We start from the raw sequence: 17,565 nt of genomic DNA on the forward strand, positions 1-17,565 counted from the left end.
CGAGACGATGAAGAAAGTGCGGTATGTGTCTGTAAAAAAAGAAAACTACAAATATCTCAAGGCTCCCGTTTTCGCCGTTGCCCCGATGATCGACTGGACTGATCGGCATTGCCGGTATTTTCATCGCCAGCTGTCTTCCAACGCGCTGCTCTACACCGAGATGGTGGTGGCCGATGCGATCATCCATGGGCCGCGTGAGAAGCTGCTGTCGTTCAATGAGGCAGAGCATCCGGTCGCGCTGCAGCTTGGCGGGTCGGATCCGGGAAAGCTGGTCGAGGCGGTCCGGATCGCTTCGGATTACGGCTATGACGAGATCAACCTCAACGTCGGCTGTCCCTCGGACCGGGTGCAGTCGGGGACCTTCGGGGCCTGTCTGATGCAGACGCCCGAGGTGGTCGAGGCCTGTGTTGCCGCGATGAAACAGGTGGCGACGGTGCCGGTTACCGTCAAGTGCCGGATCGGGGTGGATAATCAGGAGCCGGCCGAGGTGCTTCCCGATTTCCTCGCCCGGATGATCGGGGCAGGGGCCGACGCGATCTGGATCCATGCGCGGAAGGCCTGGCTGAAGGGCCTGTCGCCGAAGGAGAACCGGGAGATTCCGCCGCTGGATTACGAATTGGTCTACCGGATGAAGCGGGAGAACCCGGATGTCTTTCTCGGGATCAATGGCGGGATTTCCGACCTGGATCAAGCACTTGCGCATCTTTCCGTCATGGATGGCGTCATGCTCGGGCGGGCGAGTTATCACAATGCCACTCTGCTCATCGAGGTCGACTGGCGGATCTATGGTGACGCTTCCAATCCGGTCGACTGGGACCGGCTGCGGGATGTCATGATCGCCTATGCCGAGCGGGTGATCGCGTCGGGCGGGCGGCTCAACCATGTCACGCGGCATATGGTCGGGCTATTCCAGGGTTATGCCGGCGCCCGGCGTTATCGGCAGATCCTGTCGTCGGAGGCGACGAAGCCGGGTGTTTCGCCTGATCTGATCGCCGAAGCCTTTGCGGCGGTCGACATATCCGGTGGGCCGAAGACACAGGGCGCATCCGGCAGCTCCGAAGCTGCGGAATAAGCTAGCGCGGCATCCTGGCGTTTTTCGGGCCGGCGTATTTCAGAGCGGGGTTTTCAGGCCCCAAAAGCGAGAATGGCGCCCCGGGGGACGCCATTCGAAACTTTTGATCAGGCAGCCTGGATGTTGACGGCCTTGGGGCCTTTGCCCATGCGATCCGGCTCGGTGTCGAAGGTGACCTGCTGGCCATCCTGCAGGGTCTGCAGGCCCGAGGCCTGGAGCGCGGAGATGTGGACGAACACGTCCTTTGCGCCGCCTTCCGGGGTGATGAAGCCGAAGCCCTTGTCCTGGTTGAAGAATTTAACAGTGCCCTTGGTGGCCATGGGGATAGTCCTTGTTCCCGTGTTGTCGTCTGCGCCACGGCCGGCGAACCGGAAGCGGCAGGGTTGAAGTTCCGCCGAAACGGAACCGTCGAGGGATCGCGATAACGGGGAAAGAACGTCTACCGGCGGGAGAAAGCCCCCAAGGACCGCCTGGGCGGTCGATACAAATCGGTCCAGTCTCCGGGATCATTGCTGCCCGAACGCCAAAAGAGGTAGGGGCATTTCCGAACCTTGGCAAGTACGAAAAGTCACACTTGCGCGCGCAAATTTTTGTCAACGGCCTGAATTCCTTGAGATTTGATGGGTGGTAACGATGCCATGCCAGCGCTTGCCGTCCGGCCGAGCGCCGCCGGGCGGCTGCGTCACGACCGGGGACGACGCGGTGTTCCGTCTTGAAGCGGCCTCCATCCGGGTTTAGGGGAAGGGGGATCGGGCCTGAGGCGGGGCCGGTCGGACGCGGGAGTGAATGAGTATGGCGAAAACGGGTGCCGCGGTGATCGATCCTTACGAGCTTCTGGGCGTGGCGCGCGATGCCGACGATGCCGCGATCAAGGCGGCCTATCGCAAGGTGGCGAAGACCGCCCATCCGGATGCCGGCGGCGATGCCGAGGCCTTTGCGAAAATCTCCGTCTGCTACGAACTGCTGAAGGATCCGGTGCGCCGCCGCGTGTTCGACGATACCGGCTACGATCCGCAGCTTGCCGAACCCGCTGACCTCAAGGGCCTGATCGTGCTGGAAACCTTGATCAACGACATGATCCTCGACGAGCGGGAGCCCGGCAGTTTCGACCCGGTCGCGGGGCTGCGCCGCAAACTGACCGACGACATCCTGAAATGCCGCTTCCACATTCTCGAGCTGGAACGCCACCGGGCGCGGGTGCGCAAACATCTCGACCGGCTCGGCCGCCGGCCCGACACCGACGTGCTCGGCTCTATGCTCAGGGCGCGAGCGCAGTCGATCACCGATGCCATCAAGGCGTCGGAGGTGCAGATCGGCGCGATCGAGCGGGCCTATTCCATGCTCGAGGGCTATTCCTACGAGATGGAACCGCTGGCGCCCGAAGTCGAGGCCGAGGATCTGCCGAAGGCGGCGGAGTAGGGGCTCCGTCTTTCCCCTCCCAAACCCTCCCCACAAGGGGGAGGGCTTGACCCGGCGGCACTGTCCGCAGGTGTCCTTGCCTGCGGCATACCCCCCTCTGTCGGCTGCGCCGACATCTCCCCCACAGGTGGGGAGAGTGGAGGCCGGGGCCTCGTGCTTCGAGGGGCGCAATCGAGCCCACCTCAGCATGAGGGGATAAGCTGCGGGTTGGCTCTTTTCCCCAGCGGGGAGAAGGTGGCGCGACAGCGCCGGATGCGGGGCCCACCCACCCCTTGAGGGGGAGGGTCGGACCGCAGGTCCGGGGTGGTGTGACCGCTTCTCCGGATATCTGCTGGCGACCAGCCTGGTGTCACCCCCACCCGCCGCTCTGCGGCGACCTCCCCCCCTCAAGGGGGGGTGGGCGCCCTCATGCCGCGGTGCCCGGACTGACGGAGGGGCGTTTTTCCGGTTTTATGTGGTGCCAGCCGCAGCGGTAAAGGGCAGTGGCCTGCGGGTTGGGATCGCTGGCGGCCCAGGCGGCGAGGGCGGCCCGTTCGTGTTCCGGATGTGGGCCGGGGCGGGTGTGGATGCGGTGGAGCCTGGCGAGCGCCAGTCGAATCTTGGCGGCGGCCTCCGCGTCTTCGGGCCATTGGCGGGGCTCGGTTCCGGGGCTGATATGCGGGTGCAGCTGGCCGGCCATGTCCCGGAGCTCCTGGTGCACGATGGGTTTGGCCTTTGCCGCGCAGGGCGGGAGAGATTGGCCCGAGGCCAGAGGCAGATGCGCGAGAGGCGCCTGACCGCTGCAGTGCCGGCTGCGCCGGCATTGGCGCCGCGGGCAGCGGAGCGGGGTTGCGTGTTCGTCGAGAAGATCGCGCAGCAGGCGCAGCTCCAGCGGTTCGGGGACGGGGGCTTCGGTGGTCTGATGGTCTGGCATGTCGGTCTCCTTTCGGTGGTCAGGGAATTCGCGAAATTGGGAATTGCGGATGGGCGGGTGGGGCGCCTCTCCCCCTTGTGGGAGAGGTTACAAAATCGAGGGTTTAGCCCGATCAGGGCTAAACCTCAGATTTTGTTGGTGAGGGGATCGGTGATGGTGGCACGACGAACGGACCCCCTCTCTGGCGATTTCAGATGTTTAGGCGGCTTGCGCTCGCCTAATTCATCGAAATCGCTTTCTCCCCCACCAAGGGGGAGATGGGCCCCGCGCTTGCGGCCCGCTCTCCCACCATCCAAGAACTGAACTGTCAAAAAACCCAAGCTTCGCCGCCGGTCGGGATCGCTCCCTCCGGTGATGGGCATGCTTGTCTCGGACGAGGCGCCAGAAGCAACCTGTCTAAGTAATGTATGTGGCTCCTTCCGGCGCCCCGTTCGGCGTTTTTTCCCGCTGCATGCGTCTCTCTGGCAAGGCGGCGACGGTCCTCGTCATCCTCGGGCTTGACCCGAGGACCGAGGATGACCGGGCGCGGGTCCGGCTGTGGCATCACACGAGATGACGCTTCAGCCTGGCCGGTGGCCCGGGAGGTTCCCGCCGGATGGTGCACCAATCCGACCGGGACCCTCGCCCGGGGGATGGGGCCTTTGCCATTTGCGGCTTAGGCCGTCATCCCCGCCGTTTGTTTCGCCCCGCTGTCTGGATGTTCGCGACAGCGCGGGCGCCTTGTCTGTGTGCCTCTGAGGCACGTCCTTCCGATCAGGGTATCCAGGCTTTGGGGCATCCGACCCCATCACCCTCGTCAAGCCCTTCGTCCGGAGGGAGACCGTTGCAGCGGGCCGGGGATTTGGATCTGCGACAACCCTCCACCCCGGCGCCGGCCCCGCCTCGCCTGACATCGCATCGTCAGGTGTATCCGAGGGCGGGACAGCGATGATTCTACGAAAGGAAAAAGGGTGGGGGATGAAAAAATGTGTCGGGGTTTGATTTTGTTGGGAAATGTTCGGAATTCATCCCCCTTTTTTGGGAAATGGGGCTGTCTGGCGTGACCGTCTGGCCTCAGAAGGCTTGTGTCTGGATCCTCGGGTCGAGCCCGAGGATGACGGAGTGTGGGGGAGCGACTGGTATCCTCCGCTACTGTCTTCACCGGATACGTCTGCGGATAACGTCTGCGGAGGATACCCCTATCTCCCCGAGAGGTCGTCATCCTCGGGCTTGACCCGAGGATCCAGACACAAGCCAATCTCGGGCTCCATCTCCCCCCTTGCGGGGGAGACCTCCGAGCGGTGGCCGAAGGCCAGAAATCGATCCAGTGAATCGATTTCAGCGAACGGAGGCCTGAGCGCGACGCCGCGCGAAGGCTCTGAGAGGAATTGGCCCGATCAGGGCCAAAGCTTGAGATTTCGCAAGAGGGGGGCTCGGTGGGGTGGGTGCCCACGGAACTGTGCCCCTCTCCTGGAAAATCTGAAGTTTAGGCGGCTTGCGCGCGCCTAAGCCTTCGATTTTCCGTCCTCCCCCGCATGGGGGAGGTGGGGTGCGCGTGCCGACCGAACCGCCGCGCCCGACCCAGCCCGCCGTCGAAATGTCGGGTGCCTTGGATAGTATCACCTTACAATACTAGGGAAGGACCCATTTCCCGCGAGCAATAGCAAATAATTCTCCGACGCTGTTGGCAATCTGGATTCTCCCGTCGGCTTACTGGGACTCTTCAGATAAAATCGTCATCGTCCGGCGCATATTCGTGATCTTCTGCCTCATACATTTCTTCATCTATTCTGCGCCTTATATTTACGAAATTTTCCTCAGTCGACAGATCTCTCAGTAGCTTAATTTCATCTGGGTCTTCATTTGGATCATAAAATGTCCACTTAACATTCTTCTGGTTCATGATCTTCTCGACATCTTCTATGATCATGAAGTTTCTGACCAAACCAAATATATTTGTACGGAAATTTAACTCTTTTGCTTTCTGTACAAATCTTGACGGAATCAAGTCGCTCAGTTGTGAAATCGTTTTGATGCCAAATCCCGCTAATTCAACTACAAGCTCGGAAACTTGAGCGTTAACGTTTTCAGATGCATCCTCAAGGGGATAGTTGTTTTTTTCTGCCCAGTTCTGAATGAATTCCGTCAAGCTTATCGAGTTTATCTCTATATCTAAATTACCTGCTTCGTAGCTCTGATTTACACTTCGCGTATAATCATCGATCTCTGTTGCTAGTTCACTGAAGCCCTTATCAGCTATTTCAAGCAGGCCTGCATGAAGATAAAGTCGGCGCTGAATGTTGCTCGGAAGCTGACCGCGAAACTTGTAAGACCTGTCATGCGCCATCTCGGCCCAAGCGTGCTGAAGTACGGTTCTTATCTGTATCTCAAATTTGAGATTTTCTAAGCCTTGGAATTCTGGAAGTGTCGATCGCTGTTCACCCAGGTCGCATACGAAATGAACGGACCGATATCCGACTTGGTTCAAAGAAAGATTTTCATCTTTGTTGCTGCTATTCAATCTGTCTACAACAAATGAACCTTCTATTATATCTGATACTAATTTTATGTCCGATTCAACAAACAATATAACTCTTACACCAGATATGTCTGTAATTTGCGTCTTCGGATTTTTGTAATTTTTTCTCTTTATTTTTTCTAATATTCCTTCTTTGTTTTTTGTTCTGCCTGAAATTGAAAGATAGTCTATGTTGTTTTGTTCAATTAGATTTTTGATTATGCTCTCAATTGACGCCGTCAGAAGTCGATACTTCGGAAGTAGATCGTCTATCTCTCTTTCAAAATCCATAATCGTTGATCCAATCAAATATCGGTTGGCATTCGCATCTATCGTTCGGCTATTTCGCCGGTAGGACGCGAGTGATGCGTCTGCAATATTCTTCTAACTCACAACTGCGCAGTAGCGAACGGGTGAAGTCATCTGTTTTCAGATCTGGTTCAAACTTAATGATTTTTGATCGCAACTGGAGCTAGGTGTCTCTCTTTACAGCTTCTAGCCGTTGCTACGCTAGCTAATCAGCAACAACACCCACACCAAGCCGACCACCGAAGCCACCATCACACCTTGCACCAGCCATCGGATGCTGCGGAACTCGCTGCGCCGGTCGGCGCTCATATAGCTGAGGATATCGGAGAGTATCGCTGCGAAGTCTTGCATGGGATTCTGAGAGTGGTGGCCGTCGAGGTTGCAGTTTGCCCCTCCCTAACCCTCCCCACAAGGGGGAGGGGATGCCCCTCATCCGCCCTTCGGGCACCTTCTCCCCGCAGGCGGGGAGAAGGAGGGGTCAGCGGCCCGGCCGCCCCGTCTTCCCCTTCGTCCTTGCCTTGCGCTTGCCGTCGCCCGTGTCCTCGTAGGAGCCGGCGCCAGCGCGGGCGCGGATGATGGGGCGGGGGTCGTCTGGTTGCCCCTCATCCGCCCTTCGGGCACCTTCTCCCCGTGAACGGGGAGAAGGAGGGGCCTCCGGCTTTTCCGGCAGCTTGCCGGTGACCGGTTTTTCGGTGCGGCCGACGGTCATTTCGTCGAGGGTGTTTTTGCGGAAGTAAGAGGTGGCCTCGGGGTTTTCGGGCGAGAGGCTGCTGCCCTTGCCCTCGGGGGTGCCGGATTTGTTGCGGCCGGAGGGGGAGAGGCGGGGTTGCGTCGCGTCTGGGGTACCCCCCTCTGTCGCCTGCGGCGACATCTCCCCCACAGGGGGGGAGAGTGGGCCGCTGCTGCTTCGGCTCTTGCCGCTCTTCGGGCTTTCGCCGGCCTCCTGCCGGGCCATCGGATCGTCCATGGTGGCGAGTTCGGCGGCTTTGAGGCGTTTGATTTCGTCGCGGAGGCGCGCGGCCTTTTCGAAGTCGAGGTCGGCGGCGGCGTCGCGCATGGATTTTTCGAGCGCGTTGAGATGGGCCTGGAGGTTGTTGCCAACGAGGTGGCCGCCGTCTGCAAAGCCCTTGCCGCCCGTGGCGCCCGAGATGTCGGCGCGGACGTGGTCGCGCTCGTAGACGCTGTCGAGGATGTCGGAGATGCGGGCCTTGACGGACTCAGGCGTGATGCCGTGTTCGGTGTTGTAGGCCATCTGCTTTTCGCGGCGGCGGGAGGTTTCGTCCATGGCGCGCTGCATCGAGCCGGTGATCTGGTCGGCATAGAGGATGACCTTGCCGTCGACGTTTCGCGCGGCGCGGCCGATGGTCTGGACCAGCGAGGTTTCCGAGCGGAGGAAACCTTCCTTGTCGGCATCGAGAATGGCGACGAAGCCGCATTCGGGGATGTCGAGGCCTTCGCGCAGCAGGTTGATGCCGACCAGCACGTCGAAGGCGCCGAGGCGGAGATCGCGGATGATCTCGATGCGCTCCAGCGTGTCGATGTCGGAATGCATGTAGCGGACGCGCACGCCCTGCTCGTGCAGGTATTCGGTGAGGTCTTCGGCCATGCGCTTGGTGAGCACGGTGACGAGGGTGCGGTAGCCCTTTTGCGCGGTTTCGCGGATCTCGCCGAGCACGTCGTCGACCTGGGATTTGGCCGGGCGGATTTCGACCGGCGGGTCGATGAGGCCTGTGGGTCGGATGACCTGTTCGGCGAAGACACCGCCGGATTCTTCCATTTCCCAGCTGCCGGGGGTGGCGGAGACGGCGATGGTCTGGGGGCGCATGGCGTCCCATTCCTCGAAGCGCAGCGGGCGGTTGTCCATGCAGGAGGGCAGGCGGAAGCCGTATTCGGCGAGCGTCGCCTTGCGGCGGAAGTCGCCTCGGTACATGCCGCCGATCTGGGAGACGGAGACGTGGCTCTCGTCGATGAAAAGCAGGGCGTTGTCGGGGATGTATTCGAAGAGCGTCGGCGGCGGCTCGCCGGGTTTGCGGCCGGTGAGGTAGCGCGAATAGTTCTCGATGCCGGCGCAGGAGCCGGTCGCCTCGAGCATTTCGATGTCGTAGCGGGTGCGCTGTTCGAGGCGCTGGGCTTCCAAGAGGCGGCCGCCCTTTTCGAGCTCGGCGAGGCGGGTCTTCAGCTCGTCCTTGATCGCCTTGATCGCGCCGTTGAGGGCGGGGCGCGGCGTGACATAGTGGCTGTTGGCGTAGATCTTCACCGACTTCATGTCGCCGGTCTTCTTGCCGGTGAGCGGGTCGAACTCGGTGATCGACTCGATCTCGTCGCCGAAGAGGGTGATGCGCCAGGCGGCATCCTCCAGGTGGGCGGGGAAGAGTTCGATCGTGTCGCCACGGACGCGGAAGGAGCCGCGGACGAAATTGATGTCCTGGCGCTTGTATTGCTGGGCGACGAGGTCGGCCAAGAGCTGGCGCTGGTCGATGCGGTCGCCGACCGACATCTGGAAGGTCATGGCGGTGTAGGTTTCGACCGAGCCGATACCATAGATGCAGGAGACGGAGGCGACGATGATGCAGTCGTCGCGCTCGAGGATGGCGCGGGTGGCGGCGTGGCGCATGCGGTCGATCTGTTCGTTGATCGACGATTCCTTCTCGATGAAGGTATCCGAGCGCGGCACATAGGCTTCCGGCTGGTAGTAGTCGTAATAGGAGACGAAATATTCGACCGCGTTGTCGGGGAAGAAGTTCTTGAACTCGGAATAGAGCTGGGCGGCGAGCGTCTTGTTCGGCGCAAGGATGACGGCGGGGCGCTGGGTCTCCTCGATCACCTTGGCCATGGTGAAGGTTTTGCCGGAGCCGGTGACACCGAGCAGGACCTGGGTGCGGTCGTCGCTTTTCAGGCCCTCGACGAGGTCCTTGATGGCAGTGGGCTGGTCGCCGGCGGGCTCGAAATCGGAGGCCATGCGGATCGGCACGCCGCCTTCGGATTTCGCCGGGCGGGCCGGGCGGTGCGGCATCCAGAGTTCGCCGTTCTTGAACAGCGGGTTGCCGCTTTCGATCAGGGCGGAGAGGGCCTCGACGGTGGCCGTGACGGCGCCAGGGGCGAGGGATTCGGCTTCCTCGAGCGAGACATCCATGCCGGCGATCGGATTGAGGCCGGCTGCGGCGCGGGTTTTCGGATCGGAGGAGGCGCCGATCGAGACGCCGCGGGAGGTTTTGGTCGAGGTGGTGTTCTTGGCGGTGACTTGTTTTGCGCTCACGCTGTCGTCGCTTTGCGACTTCGCTCCGCGGGGGCCTCGCATTGGCTCGGACGCCCGTTCGGGCTTGCGGCCTGCGGCCGACTGCTGCGCCTTTTCCAGCGCAACCTTTTCGGCGTGGCGGCGGGCCTCGATCTCGATCTTCTTGCGATGCTTGCCGGCTTTCGAGGCCAATTCGCGCTGGCTCTCGACCGTGGAGGCTTCCGCCTCGGCCTCCAGCTGCTTCACCCAGTCCGACACCGAGCCGGACAAAGGTGCGCCTTCGAACGAGGCTTGCGGGGCTTCCTCGAATCCGGTCGAGGGGGCGGAGGATTTGGGAGATTTGGCCATGGCCGGAATATGGAGAAGCCTGTTGGCAAAGGGAAGGGGCGGGGCGGGATAATCAGAACGAAAACGCAACGGGTGGCGCGGGTTGTTGCCAGGGTGGTGGCAGGAGGGTGTGCCGTCGACAGGCGTCGGGTGTCAGTGCTTAAAGATGTTGTCGCGATGCCAGGCAAGGTAATGCGGATGAGGGCGCAGATGGGCCGGAGAGGGCACACGCGCCCTGCCGTCGCGGACCAGCAGATGCGAAACGTCTTCGTTCAGCTGCCGTGACTGAAGGATGCTAAAGTCGTCTGCCAGCGACAAGAGACCGCGATCAAACATCCAGTGCACTGTGCCCGACAGGGCAATGCCGTTCTGGACCGAGTCATTGCCACCACGTTCGACGGGCACGATATGCGCAGCCTCCACTTCCGGACGCCCGCCGCCGTTGATCAACCGCAGTCCGGTGAAGGCGCAGGTTCGGTCGTAAACACGGCGAATATGTTGGCGGAACTTGGCGTCTCGAAACGGCCGATTGATGGTCTGGGCGATGATCGGGCGGATGAAACCGTCGACGCTGTAGTCCGCCTGCGCGTTTTCCTCAACAGCAAGGATGGCGAGCGGGTGATGCGGCAGAGAATTGCCGTCTGGCTGATCCGTGCGTTGCGGCCATTCATCCGGCTCGGACAGACCTTCCTGAACCAGCGCCACAAATTCTTGGTCGCTGATCACGCGCACCGCCTGAACGCTTCGGCCAGGATTGACGCTGCCGTCCGGTGCCACAAGCTGCCGTTCGAAGCCTCCATTCAGGCGGTAATCCAAGGGGCTATCGAAGTCGATGTAGTCGGCAAGTCTCGCGTAGTAATGCTCCGGAAGATCATCGTCTGGTTCAACGGCCGTGACTCGAGCAAGGCCGGAATAGTAGCGACCGGAACTGCCTGGCAGCGGACCATAGTAGACGATCCAGTCTCCCAGAGCCTGCTGCACACGCGACAGGTACATCTTTGGGAAATGATACTGCCTGCCACGGATGTCTTTATAGGTGCTGTCGTCCTTGTGATAGAAGATCGCCTTGGCCATCAGATGCCTGAGTCCTGCTGAGTGAACCGCAGTATGCGCGGTGTGGCGGGGGTAGCAAGCGGCGATGCGATGGCCTCTTCTTACGCCACCGACAAATGACCCGTCTTGCGCTTGCGCTTGATGGCCGTGGTCTGGTGCTCGGCGATCCAGGTGGCGAGTGCCTTGGGTGGCATGGGGCGGGCGAAGAGGTAGCCTTGCGCGACCGTGCAGCCGAGGCGGGCGAGGACTGCGGCGTCCTCGTTGGTTTCGACACCTTCGACGACGATGTCGAGATCCAGCGAGTGGCCGAGGCTGACCATGGCTGTCACCAGTTTCTGGTTGGTCTCGCAGCGGGCGACGTCCTTGACGAAGCTGCGGTCGATCTTCAGGCGGTCCACCTTCAGGCTGATCAGATAGGCCAGCGAGGAATGTCCCATGCCGAAATCGTCGACGGCGAGCTTGTAGCCCGCTTCTTCCAGCCGCTTCAGCTGGGCATCGGCGAGCGCCGGATCGAGGATGGCTTCCTCGGTGATTTCGATTTCCAGCGCTGACGGCCAGACCCCATGGTCGGCCGTGACCTTCTCCAGCATGTCGGCAACGGAATAGAGGGCGAATTCGCGCGGCGAGACGTTCAGCGCGACGCTGGCGTTCTTCAGGCCGAACTCGGGCAGCTGGCGCGCCAGCACGCAGGCGTCGGCCGCGATCCGGGCGGTCAGGCGTTCCGACACATGCATGGCCTGGGCGGCATTGACGATATCGGGCGGAGCGATGAAGCCGAGCTGCGGATGCTGCCAGCGGACCAGCGCCTCGAAGCCGGTGATGCGGCGGGTGGCGAGGTCGAGCTGGGGCTGGAACCAGGCTCCGACGGCGCCGCTGTCGATGGCGGCGCAGAGATCCTGTTCGATCCGACGCTTTCTCTCGGCATTGAGACGCAATTCGGGATCGAACTCGCCGGGCTTGCGCCGGTCGCCACGCTTGGCCTCATAGAGGGCCATATCGGCGCAGATCAGCAATTCCTCGGCGGTGCCGGCATGATCCGGATAGGTGGCCAGTCCGACGCTGAGGCCAATGATGGCGCGGTGCTGGCCCCAGCCGATCGGGGTGCGGCTCGCCTCGATGACGCGGTTGGCATGGGCGCGGGCCCGTTCGATCGCGTCGTTTCCGGAGACGATGACGGCAAATTCGTCGCCGCCGAGGCGGGCGATCAGGCTGCCGTCTCCGATCAGCGCTTCGAGCCTGGCGCCGATCTCGCGCAGCAGCGCGTCGCCGGCGCTGTGGCCGAGCGTGTCGTTGATCGCCTGGAAGCGCTCGACGTCGAAGATCAGCAGGGCGACGGCCTCGGAAAGCACCGCAGCGCGGGCGATGTCGCCGGTCAGACGTCCATGGAAGAACATCCGGTTGGAGAGGCCGGTCAGCGTGTCACGATTGGCGAGAGCCTCGAGACGGGTATTCTGTCGCAAGATGTCGCTGTTGGCGCGGGTCAAACTGTCTGCGAGCGTCGTTGCTTCGTGGCGGGCAATCTGGCTGTTGACGAAGATGCGCTCGGCCCAAAGGCTGCGGCGGATAAAGACGATCATCAGAATGGCGAGGCATGCGCCAACGATAAGGTCGCTGCCGCCGCCGTGGTGCGCGAGGCTCAAGAGCTGCGACAGCAGGATCGGCACGGCATAGGCGAGCGCCAGCGGGGTATAGCCGAATTGCCGGACAATCGAGCCCGTCGCCATGCCGCCCATGATCATCATGATCGGCGTGTGCTGACCGAGCGGCTCGAAATCGGGAATGGCCAAAGGGAGGCCGGCCCAGATCATGCCATGGAGGAAGGCGCCGAGGGCCAGAATTGACAGGCATCGGCTCGGATCGGAGATGTGAAGTCCAGCCCGGCGGATGCGGCTCAGCGAGATCTCGCGGAAGATGATTGCCGCCATTGAGAAGGCAAACCAGAGCGCCGACGCCCAGTGAATTCCGCCGTTGATATGGAGTAGCAGCAGGACAGCGAGATGCGCTGCCACATTGGCAGTGAGGATGGAGCGATAACCGCGTTCGATATCCGCGACCTGCGCTTGCAGGATTGCAAGGGGAAATCCACCATTCCTGCGCAATCGGGAATCCATGCTCAAATATCCAGCTTAATCGCAATAATGCAGCAATATCAGCAGTGTTTTAACGGTCTGTTACAGCCCGAGGGTTGGATCTATTAAAAGGCGCGAGACTATCGGAGGTTGATCGGTCTCCCTCTCATTGCCATCATGCGCGAAATCCGGGCGTTGCGAACGCATCTTCGGGCGGGATGCAAGGCGGTGCCGACATGCAGTTGATCTTGGCCTTGTGGGCAAAACGGTCGATGATGGCGGCAGATTCGGCGCTCGCCGTTTCGTTCCTTTTGCTCCGTCCCCCGGTGTTTCCATGCCCACATTTACCCCTGCCGCCTTATGGCCGATCCTGCTTCTTTCGGCATCCAACATCTTCATGACCTTCGCCTGGTATGGCCATCTCAAATACAAGACCTCGGCCCTGTGGATCGCCATCGTTGCGAGTTGGGGGATCGCCTTCTTCGAATACTGCCTGGCCGTGCCCGCCAACCGCATCGGCTCGGAGGTCTATTCCGCTGCCCAGCTGAAGACGATGCAGGAAGTGATCACGCTGATCGTGTTCTCCGGTTTCTCGGTGTTCTTCCTGAAGGAGAGCCTGACAATCAACCACGCCATCGGTTTTGCGCTCATCGCGGCCGGCGCGGCCTTCGTGTTTCGTGGATGACAGACCGGCCCGGCTTGTCGGGCGAAACACGACCCAGAAGCGCCCGGCTTCCATGGTGTGGAGCCGGGTTGCTTGCGCAGGATATTTGCCTGCGGTGGTGATCGCTGAGATCACCCCCTGCCTGATGACGAGGAGTACGCATTGACCCGTCTTCCGAGCCTTGCCGAGATCCGTTCGCTGGAAGAGAGCCTGCATCGTGCCGAGACACGAGGCTCGCGCGCAGCGCTTGAAACGCTGCTGGCGGAAGGATTTGTCGAGATTGGCGCGTCCGGTTCAGTCTACGACAGGACGGCGATCATCCAGCTGCTGCTCGCCGAAGAGGCAGGCGGTCTTTCACAGTTCCGAAGTGCCAACTACGTTCTGAGGCCGATCTCGGGCGATGCCGTGCTTTTGACCTACGAGACCGAGCGCTTGTTTGCCGATGGCAGCGCGCGCTCGGCCTTGCGCAGTTCGATCTGGAAACATGACGGAACGGCGTGGCGGATGTTTTTCCATCAGGGCACAGTCAGGGCCTAGATCCGGCGAAAACGGCTTCGCCTTCCATGCTCCCTCCGTGTCCTTGCGCAATTCCGGACGCAGAACCGCTTCGCACTTTTGCTGAAATTGCTCCGGGTTCGGCATCAACCGGTGGGTTCAGGCCGCCGGAACTGGCGTCGGTTTGCCATCGGCATCGAGAGCGACCATGACAAAGGTGGCTTCCGTGACCTTTTCCATCACATGAGTCAGATAACGCTGGGCCCAGGTTTCGACCTTCAGTGTCATGGATGTGCGACCGACGCGGCTGATCTCGGTATAGACGCAGAGTGTGTCGCCGATCTTGACCGGCATGGCGAAGGCCATTTCCTGGACGGCGGCGGTGACGACGCGGCCATGGGCGCGCTCGGCGGCGCGGATGCCGCAGGCCAGGTCCATCTGAGCCATGACCCAGCCGCCGAAAATGTCGCCTGCCGCATTGGCATCTGCCGGCATGGCCAGCGTGCGGAGCGTGAGTTCTCCTTGAGGGGCAGAGCTTGGCTGATGAGGCATGGCGGTAAACGACTCCTGTATTTCGCGGGCAAGGGCAAAAGAGCGCGCCGGCTTGGGTGGCGCCATCTGTCATTTTTGAGGGATGAAAAACCACCCATCATAATTGACATTCGCAAATTTAGAAAATTGGAAGGGGCGAATATCAAAATTTACGCAATTCTGACACAAGCCCGAGGTCCTCATGAAATCCATGTTCCTGTCGGTCCGCCTGTATGCGCTCGTCGCCATTGCGTTGGCCGTGCTGGTTGCGACGCTGACCTACAGCCTGTTCAATGCCTATGACGCGCTGACCCAGGAACGGCGGGCAGGGCTGGCCCAGATCAATGACAACGCTATCGCCATCTTCAACAAATACTACAAGATGGAGCAGGAAGGCAGCCTGACGCGGGCCGAGGCGCAGGAGCGGGCAAAGGACGTGGTATCCGCCATGCGCTATGCCCCGGACGGCTATCTCTGGATCAACGACATGCAGCCGGTGATGATCATGCATCCGATCAAGCCGGAGCTGAATGGCAAGAATCTGAGCGAGAACAAGGATACGAACGGCAAGCACCTGTTCGTCGAATTCGTCAACACGGTGAAGGCCCACAAGGAAGGTTTCGTCGACTATTACTGGCCGAAGCCGGGCTTCGATGCGCCGGTCGAGAAGTTCAGCCATGTCGTCGGTTTCGAGCCCTGGGGCTGGATTGTCGGCACCGGCGTCTATTCGGACGACCTGGCGGCGTTGTTTCGCCGGACGGCGACGGAATATGCCGTCATCATCGGTGTTGCCATTCTCGCCATCCTCTTCTGTGCCACCATGGTTGTGCGCAGCGTGGTTTCCCCGATCAACCGGCTGAAATCGGCGATGAGAGACATTGCCGACGAGCGGGTCGATACCGCAATCACCGATGCCGACCGGCGCGACGAGATCGGCCGGATGGCACAGACACTGCAGGTTCTGCGCGACAGCGTGCGCGACCGGATCGATATGCGCAGCCGCGAAGCCGAGCAACAGGAGAGCCTGAACGGCGAACGGGCGCGCAACGAGACGCAGCTCAGGACCTCCGCCGAACGGCAGAGCCATGCGATCGGCGCGATCGGTGCGGCGCTGGAGCAGCTGGCCGAGGGGGACCTGACGGTGCAGATCGACGCGATCGGGGCCGACTACGAAAAGCTGCGCCATGATTTCAACCGGGCCGTCCAGTCGCTTGCCGGCGTGATTGCGGCGATCAACCAGACGAGCGAGGTCGTAACGTCCTCGGCCGGCAATATCAGCGAGGCGACCAACAACCTGTCGAAGCGCACGGAGCAGCAGGCGGCGGCCCTGGAAGAGACGGCGGCAGCGCTGGACGAGATTACCGCAACCGTGCGCACGGCGGCGGAGCGGGCCAACGAGGCACGCCAGATGGTGGCCGAGACGAAGACGAGTGCCAACCGTTCCGGCGAGATCGTGCGCAATGCGGTCGATGCCATGGGCCGGATCGAGGGCTCTTCGCAGAAAATCAGCCAGATCATTTCCGTGATCGACGAGATCGCCTTCCAGACGAACCTCCTGGCGCTCAATGCCGGCGTCGAGGCGGCGCGGGCAGGCGAGGCGGGTCGCGGCTTTGCGGTCGTGGCGCAGGAGGTGCGCGAACTGGCGCAGCGTTCCGCCAATGCGGCGAAGGAGATCAAGACGCTGATCAGCGCGTCGGCGGCCGAAGTCGACACCGGCGTCGGCCTGGTGCGCTCGACGGGGGATGCGCTGCTGGAGATCGAGGCGCTGGTCAACCGCGTGAACGACAGCGTCAACACGATTGCCACGGCAGCGAAGGAGCAGGCGACGGGTCTGGCGGAGATCAACACCTCGGTCAACCACATGGACCAGATGACGCAGCAGAATGCGGCCATGGTGGAGGAAACCTCGGCGGCCGGGCAATCGCTGGCGGAAGAGAGCTACAATCTGCGCCAGCTGCTGTCGCGCCTCAAGGTCCATGGGAGCCCGGCGGCGGGCCATCGACGGGCGGCCTGACGGTCAGTCCAGACGCACGCACAAGGGCCGGCGGAGCGATCCGCCGGCCCTTCATTTTTGCCCCGGATTTCTGGTGGCGGTCGTTCATGGCGCATTAAGCCGGAATGGCTTATGCTGCCTGAAGTTGTCCCATAACGGGCCATCGAGGGTGAAATGAGTTTTGTGTTTTCGTCCCTTGGCAGCCGGCTCACGATCGCTGCCTTTTCGGCCCTGCTCCTGTCAGGCTGTTCCGGCAGTGACCGCATTCCGCTTGCCGATGTCGGCGGCGGTGCGAGGCCCGGCGATCAGATGATCGGCAAGGTGGAGCGGACGCGGGACGGGCGGGTGCTTGTCGGGCGCGTCGGCGATCCCCAGGCGGAGGCTGCGGCCTATGCGCCACCCGCAGGTCAGCAGAATGCCGGCAGCGAAGGCATCGACTATCTCAACACCCCCAATCTGGCCGGCAACGGCGCGGTTCAGGGCGCATCCCGGATGGCGCCGGCATCGTCCGATGCATGGGCGGGCCAGACGATGAGCGCCATGGCGATCCCGGAAGGCGGCGTCAATATTGACGGTGAGCTCGGGGTCGGGGTTTCCGATGCGAGTTATGCCGATGCGGCGAGCCCGGTCGGTGTGCAGCCGCAGCTCGTGACGCAGGATGGAGCCATGGCGATCGCCGAGGGCAATACGAGCCAGCCGGTGGTGGACGGCATCGGGTTCGACGAGCCGACGCAGATCGTGACGGGGCCGACAGGACCGCAGCCGGCAGTGCAGGAAACGCAGGTTGCCGAGCAGATGCCGGACGAGGGCGGGATCCTGCCGCTTTCGGCGGACAGCGGCAATTCGGGCATGAACGATCCGGGACCGGTGTCGAGCCGGCGGGTTGCGGCCTCAGCCCCGCCGCGACGGGCGCCGGCGGGCAAGGATTGTTCGCTCTATCTCGACAAGCGGAACTGCCGTTAGCGCGCGCCTCCCTAATTCTCTAATT

The 17,565-nt window shown here is 61.7% G+C and carries 14 protein-coding genes; 6 read left to right on the forward strand and 8 right to left on the reverse strand.

Going from position 1 to position 17,565, the window contains the following annotated elements; all coding sequences use genetic code 11:
* Nucleotides 1–7 precede the first annotated feature (7 nt).
* Complete coding sequence (gene dusA / locus DFO46_RS07155; RefSeq protein ID WP_120276830.1) at nucleotides 8–1,072, forward strand: tRNA dihydrouridine(20/20a) synthase DusA; 1,065 nt, start codon at nucleotides 8–10, stop codon at nucleotides 1,070–1,072.
* A 107-nt stretch (nucleotides 1,073–1,179) separates the two neighbouring features.
* On the opposite strand, the gene DFO46_RS07160 is transcribed toward dusA, so the two are convergent.
* Nucleotides 1,180–1,392, reverse strand: a complete 213-nt coding sequence (locus DFO46_RS07160; protein ID WP_006724570.1) for a cold-shock protein — start codon at nucleotides 1,390–1,392, stop codon at nucleotides 1,180–1,182.
* A gap of 466 nt (nucleotides 1,393–1,858) precedes the next feature.
* On the opposite strand from DFO46_RS07160, the gene DFO46_RS07165 reads away from it, so the two are divergent.
* Entirely contained in the window at nucleotides 1,859–2,491 is a 633-nt protein-coding gene (locus DFO46_RS07165; RefSeq protein ID WP_183041858.1) for a DnaJ domain-containing protein, read from the forward strand.
* A gap of 406 nt (nucleotides 2,492–2,897) precedes the next feature.
* Here the strand turns inward: DFO46_RS07165 and DFO46_RS07170 are convergent, their stop codons facing one another.
* From DFO46_RS07170 to DFO46_RS07190, 6 genes are all read right to left on the reverse strand, one after another.
* Complete coding sequence (locus DFO46_RS07170) at nucleotides 2,898–3,404, reverse strand: hypothetical protein (RefSeq protein ID WP_120276831.1); 507 nt, start codon at nucleotides 3,402–3,404, stop codon at nucleotides 2,898–2,900.
* A 1,702-nt stretch (nucleotides 3,405–5,106) separates the two neighbouring features.
* On the reverse strand, nucleotides 5,107–6,192 hold the full coding sequence (locus DFO46_RS07175; RefSeq protein WP_120276832.1) for a GTP pyrophosphokinase: 1,086 nt from the start codon (nucleotides 6,190–6,192) through the stop codon (nucleotides 5,107–5,109).
* A 219-nt stretch (nucleotides 6,193–6,411) separates the two neighbouring features.
* Complete coding sequence (locus tag DFO46_RS23855) at nucleotides 6,412–6,561, reverse strand: hypothetical protein (protein ID WP_183041859.1); 150 nt, start codon at nucleotides 6,559–6,561, stop codon at nucleotides 6,412–6,414.
* Nucleotides 6,562–6,688: 127 nt separating this feature from the next.
* A complete protein-coding gene (gene uvrB, locus DFO46_RS07180; RefSeq protein WP_120276833.1) occupies nucleotides 6,689–9,793 on the reverse strand; it encodes an excinuclease ABC subunit UvrB in 3,105 nt (1,034 codons plus the stop codon).
* A gap of 132 nt (nucleotides 9,794–9,925) precedes the next feature.
* The gene (locus tag DFO46_RS07185) at nucleotides 9,926–10,846 is read right to left on the reverse strand and encodes an HNH endonuclease (RefSeq protein WP_120276834.1); all 921 of its coding nucleotides are present in this window, start codon (nucleotides 10,844–10,846) and stop codon (nucleotides 9,926–9,928) included.
* A gap of 80 nt (nucleotides 10,847–10,926) precedes the next feature.
* Nucleotides 10,927–12,936 carry an EAL domain-containing protein gene (locus tag DFO46_RS07190; protein ID WP_120276835.1) on the reverse strand — a complete coding sequence of 670 codons (2,010 nt, stop codon included), beginning with the start codon at nucleotides 12,934–12,936 and terminating at the stop codon, nucleotides 10,927–10,929.
* A 292-nt stretch (nucleotides 12,937–13,228) separates the two neighbouring features.
* On the opposite strand from DFO46_RS07190, the gene DFO46_RS07195 reads away from it, so the two are divergent.
* Together DFO46_RS07195 and DFO46_RS07200 are read left to right on the forward strand one after the other, a co-directional pair.
* Entirely contained in the window at nucleotides 13,229–13,579 is a 351-nt protein-coding gene (locus tag DFO46_RS07195; protein ID WP_110790979.1) for a DMT family protein, read from the forward strand.
* Nucleotides 13,580–13,720: 141 nt separating this feature from the next.
* On the forward strand, nucleotides 13,721–14,095 hold the full coding sequence (locus DFO46_RS07200) for a DUF4440 domain-containing protein (RefSeq protein WP_245422524.1): 375 nt from the start codon (nucleotides 13,721–13,723) through the stop codon (nucleotides 14,093–14,095).
* Nucleotides 14,096–14,212: 117 nt separating this feature from the next.
* On the opposite strand, the gene DFO46_RS07205 is transcribed toward DFO46_RS07200, so the two are convergent.
* Entirely contained in the window at nucleotides 14,213–14,605 is a 393-nt protein-coding gene (locus tag DFO46_RS07205) for an acyl-CoA thioesterase (protein WP_110790977.1), read from the reverse strand.
* A 181-nt stretch (nucleotides 14,606–14,786) separates the two neighbouring features.
* Between DFO46_RS07205 and DFO46_RS07210 the strand changes: the two genes are divergently transcribed.
* Both DFO46_RS07210 and DFO46_RS07215 read left to right on the forward strand, forming a co-directional pair.
* Complete coding sequence (locus DFO46_RS07210; RefSeq protein ID WP_120276836.1) at nucleotides 14,787–16,598, forward strand: methyl-accepting chemotaxis protein; 1,812 nt, start codon at nucleotides 14,787–14,789, stop codon at nucleotides 16,596–16,598.
* Nucleotides 16,599–16,751: 153 nt separating this feature from the next.
* Entirely contained in the window at nucleotides 16,752–17,540 is a 789-nt protein-coding gene (locus DFO46_RS07215) for a hypothetical protein (RefSeq protein ID WP_120276837.1), read from the forward strand.
* The last annotated feature ends 25 nt before the right edge of the window (nucleotides 17,541–17,565 follow it).

Source organism: Rhizobium sp. AG855, from assembly GCF_003610655.1.
GTDB lineage: Bacteria > Pseudomonadota > Alphaproteobacteria > Rhizobiales > Rhizobiaceae > Allorhizobium > Allorhizobium wuzhouense.

Coding starts and splice junctions, on each gene's coding strand:
- DFO46_RS07190 (WP_120276835.1), bottom strand. CDS start 12,936: ATGGATTCCCGATTGCGCAGGAATGGTGGATTTCCCCTTGCAATCCTG.
- DFO46_RS07205 (WP_110790977.1), bottom strand. CDS start 14,605: ATGCCTCATCAGCCAAGCTCTGCCCCTCAAGGAGAACTCACGCTCCGC.
- DFO46_RS07195 (WP_110790979.1), top strand. CDS start 13,229: ATGCCCACATTTACCCCTGCCGCCTTATGGCCGATCCTGCTTCTTTCG.
- dusA (WP_120276830.1), top strand. CDS start 8: ATGAAGAAAGTGCGGTATGTGTCTGTAAAAAAAGAAAACTACAAATAT.
- DFO46_RS07175 (WP_120276832.1), bottom strand. CDS start 6,192: ATGGATTTTGAAAGAGAGATAGACGATCTACTTCCGAAGTATCGACTT.
- DFO46_RS07170 (WP_120276831.1), bottom strand. CDS start 3,404: ATGCCAGACCATCAGACCACCGAAGCCCCCGTCCCCGAACCGCTGGAG.
- DFO46_RS23855 (WP_183041859.1), bottom strand. CDS start 6,561: ATGCAAGACTTCGCAGCGATACTCTCCGATATCCTCAGCTATATGAGC.
- DFO46_RS07160 (WP_006724570.1), bottom strand. CDS start 1,392: ATGGCCACCAAGGGCACTGTTAAATTCTTCAACCAGGACAAGGGCTTC.
- DFO46_RS07185 (WP_120276834.1), bottom strand. CDS start 10,846: ATGGCCAAGGCGATCTTCTATCACAAGGACGACAGCACCTATAAAGAC.
- uvrB (WP_120276833.1), bottom strand. CDS start 9,793: ATGGCCAAATCTCCCAAATCCTCCGCCCCCTCGACCGGATTCGAGGAA.
- DFO46_RS07210 (WP_120276836.1), top strand. CDS start 14,787: ATGAAATCCATGTTCCTGTCGGTCCGCCTGTATGCGCTCGTCGCCATT.
- DFO46_RS07165 (WP_183041858.1), top strand. CDS start 1,859: ATGAGTATGGCGAAAACGGGTGCCGCGGTGATCGATCCTTACGAGCTT.
- DFO46_RS07215 (WP_120276837.1), top strand. CDS start 16,752: ATGAGTTTTGTGTTTTCGTCCCTTGGCAGCCGGCTCACGATCGCTGCC.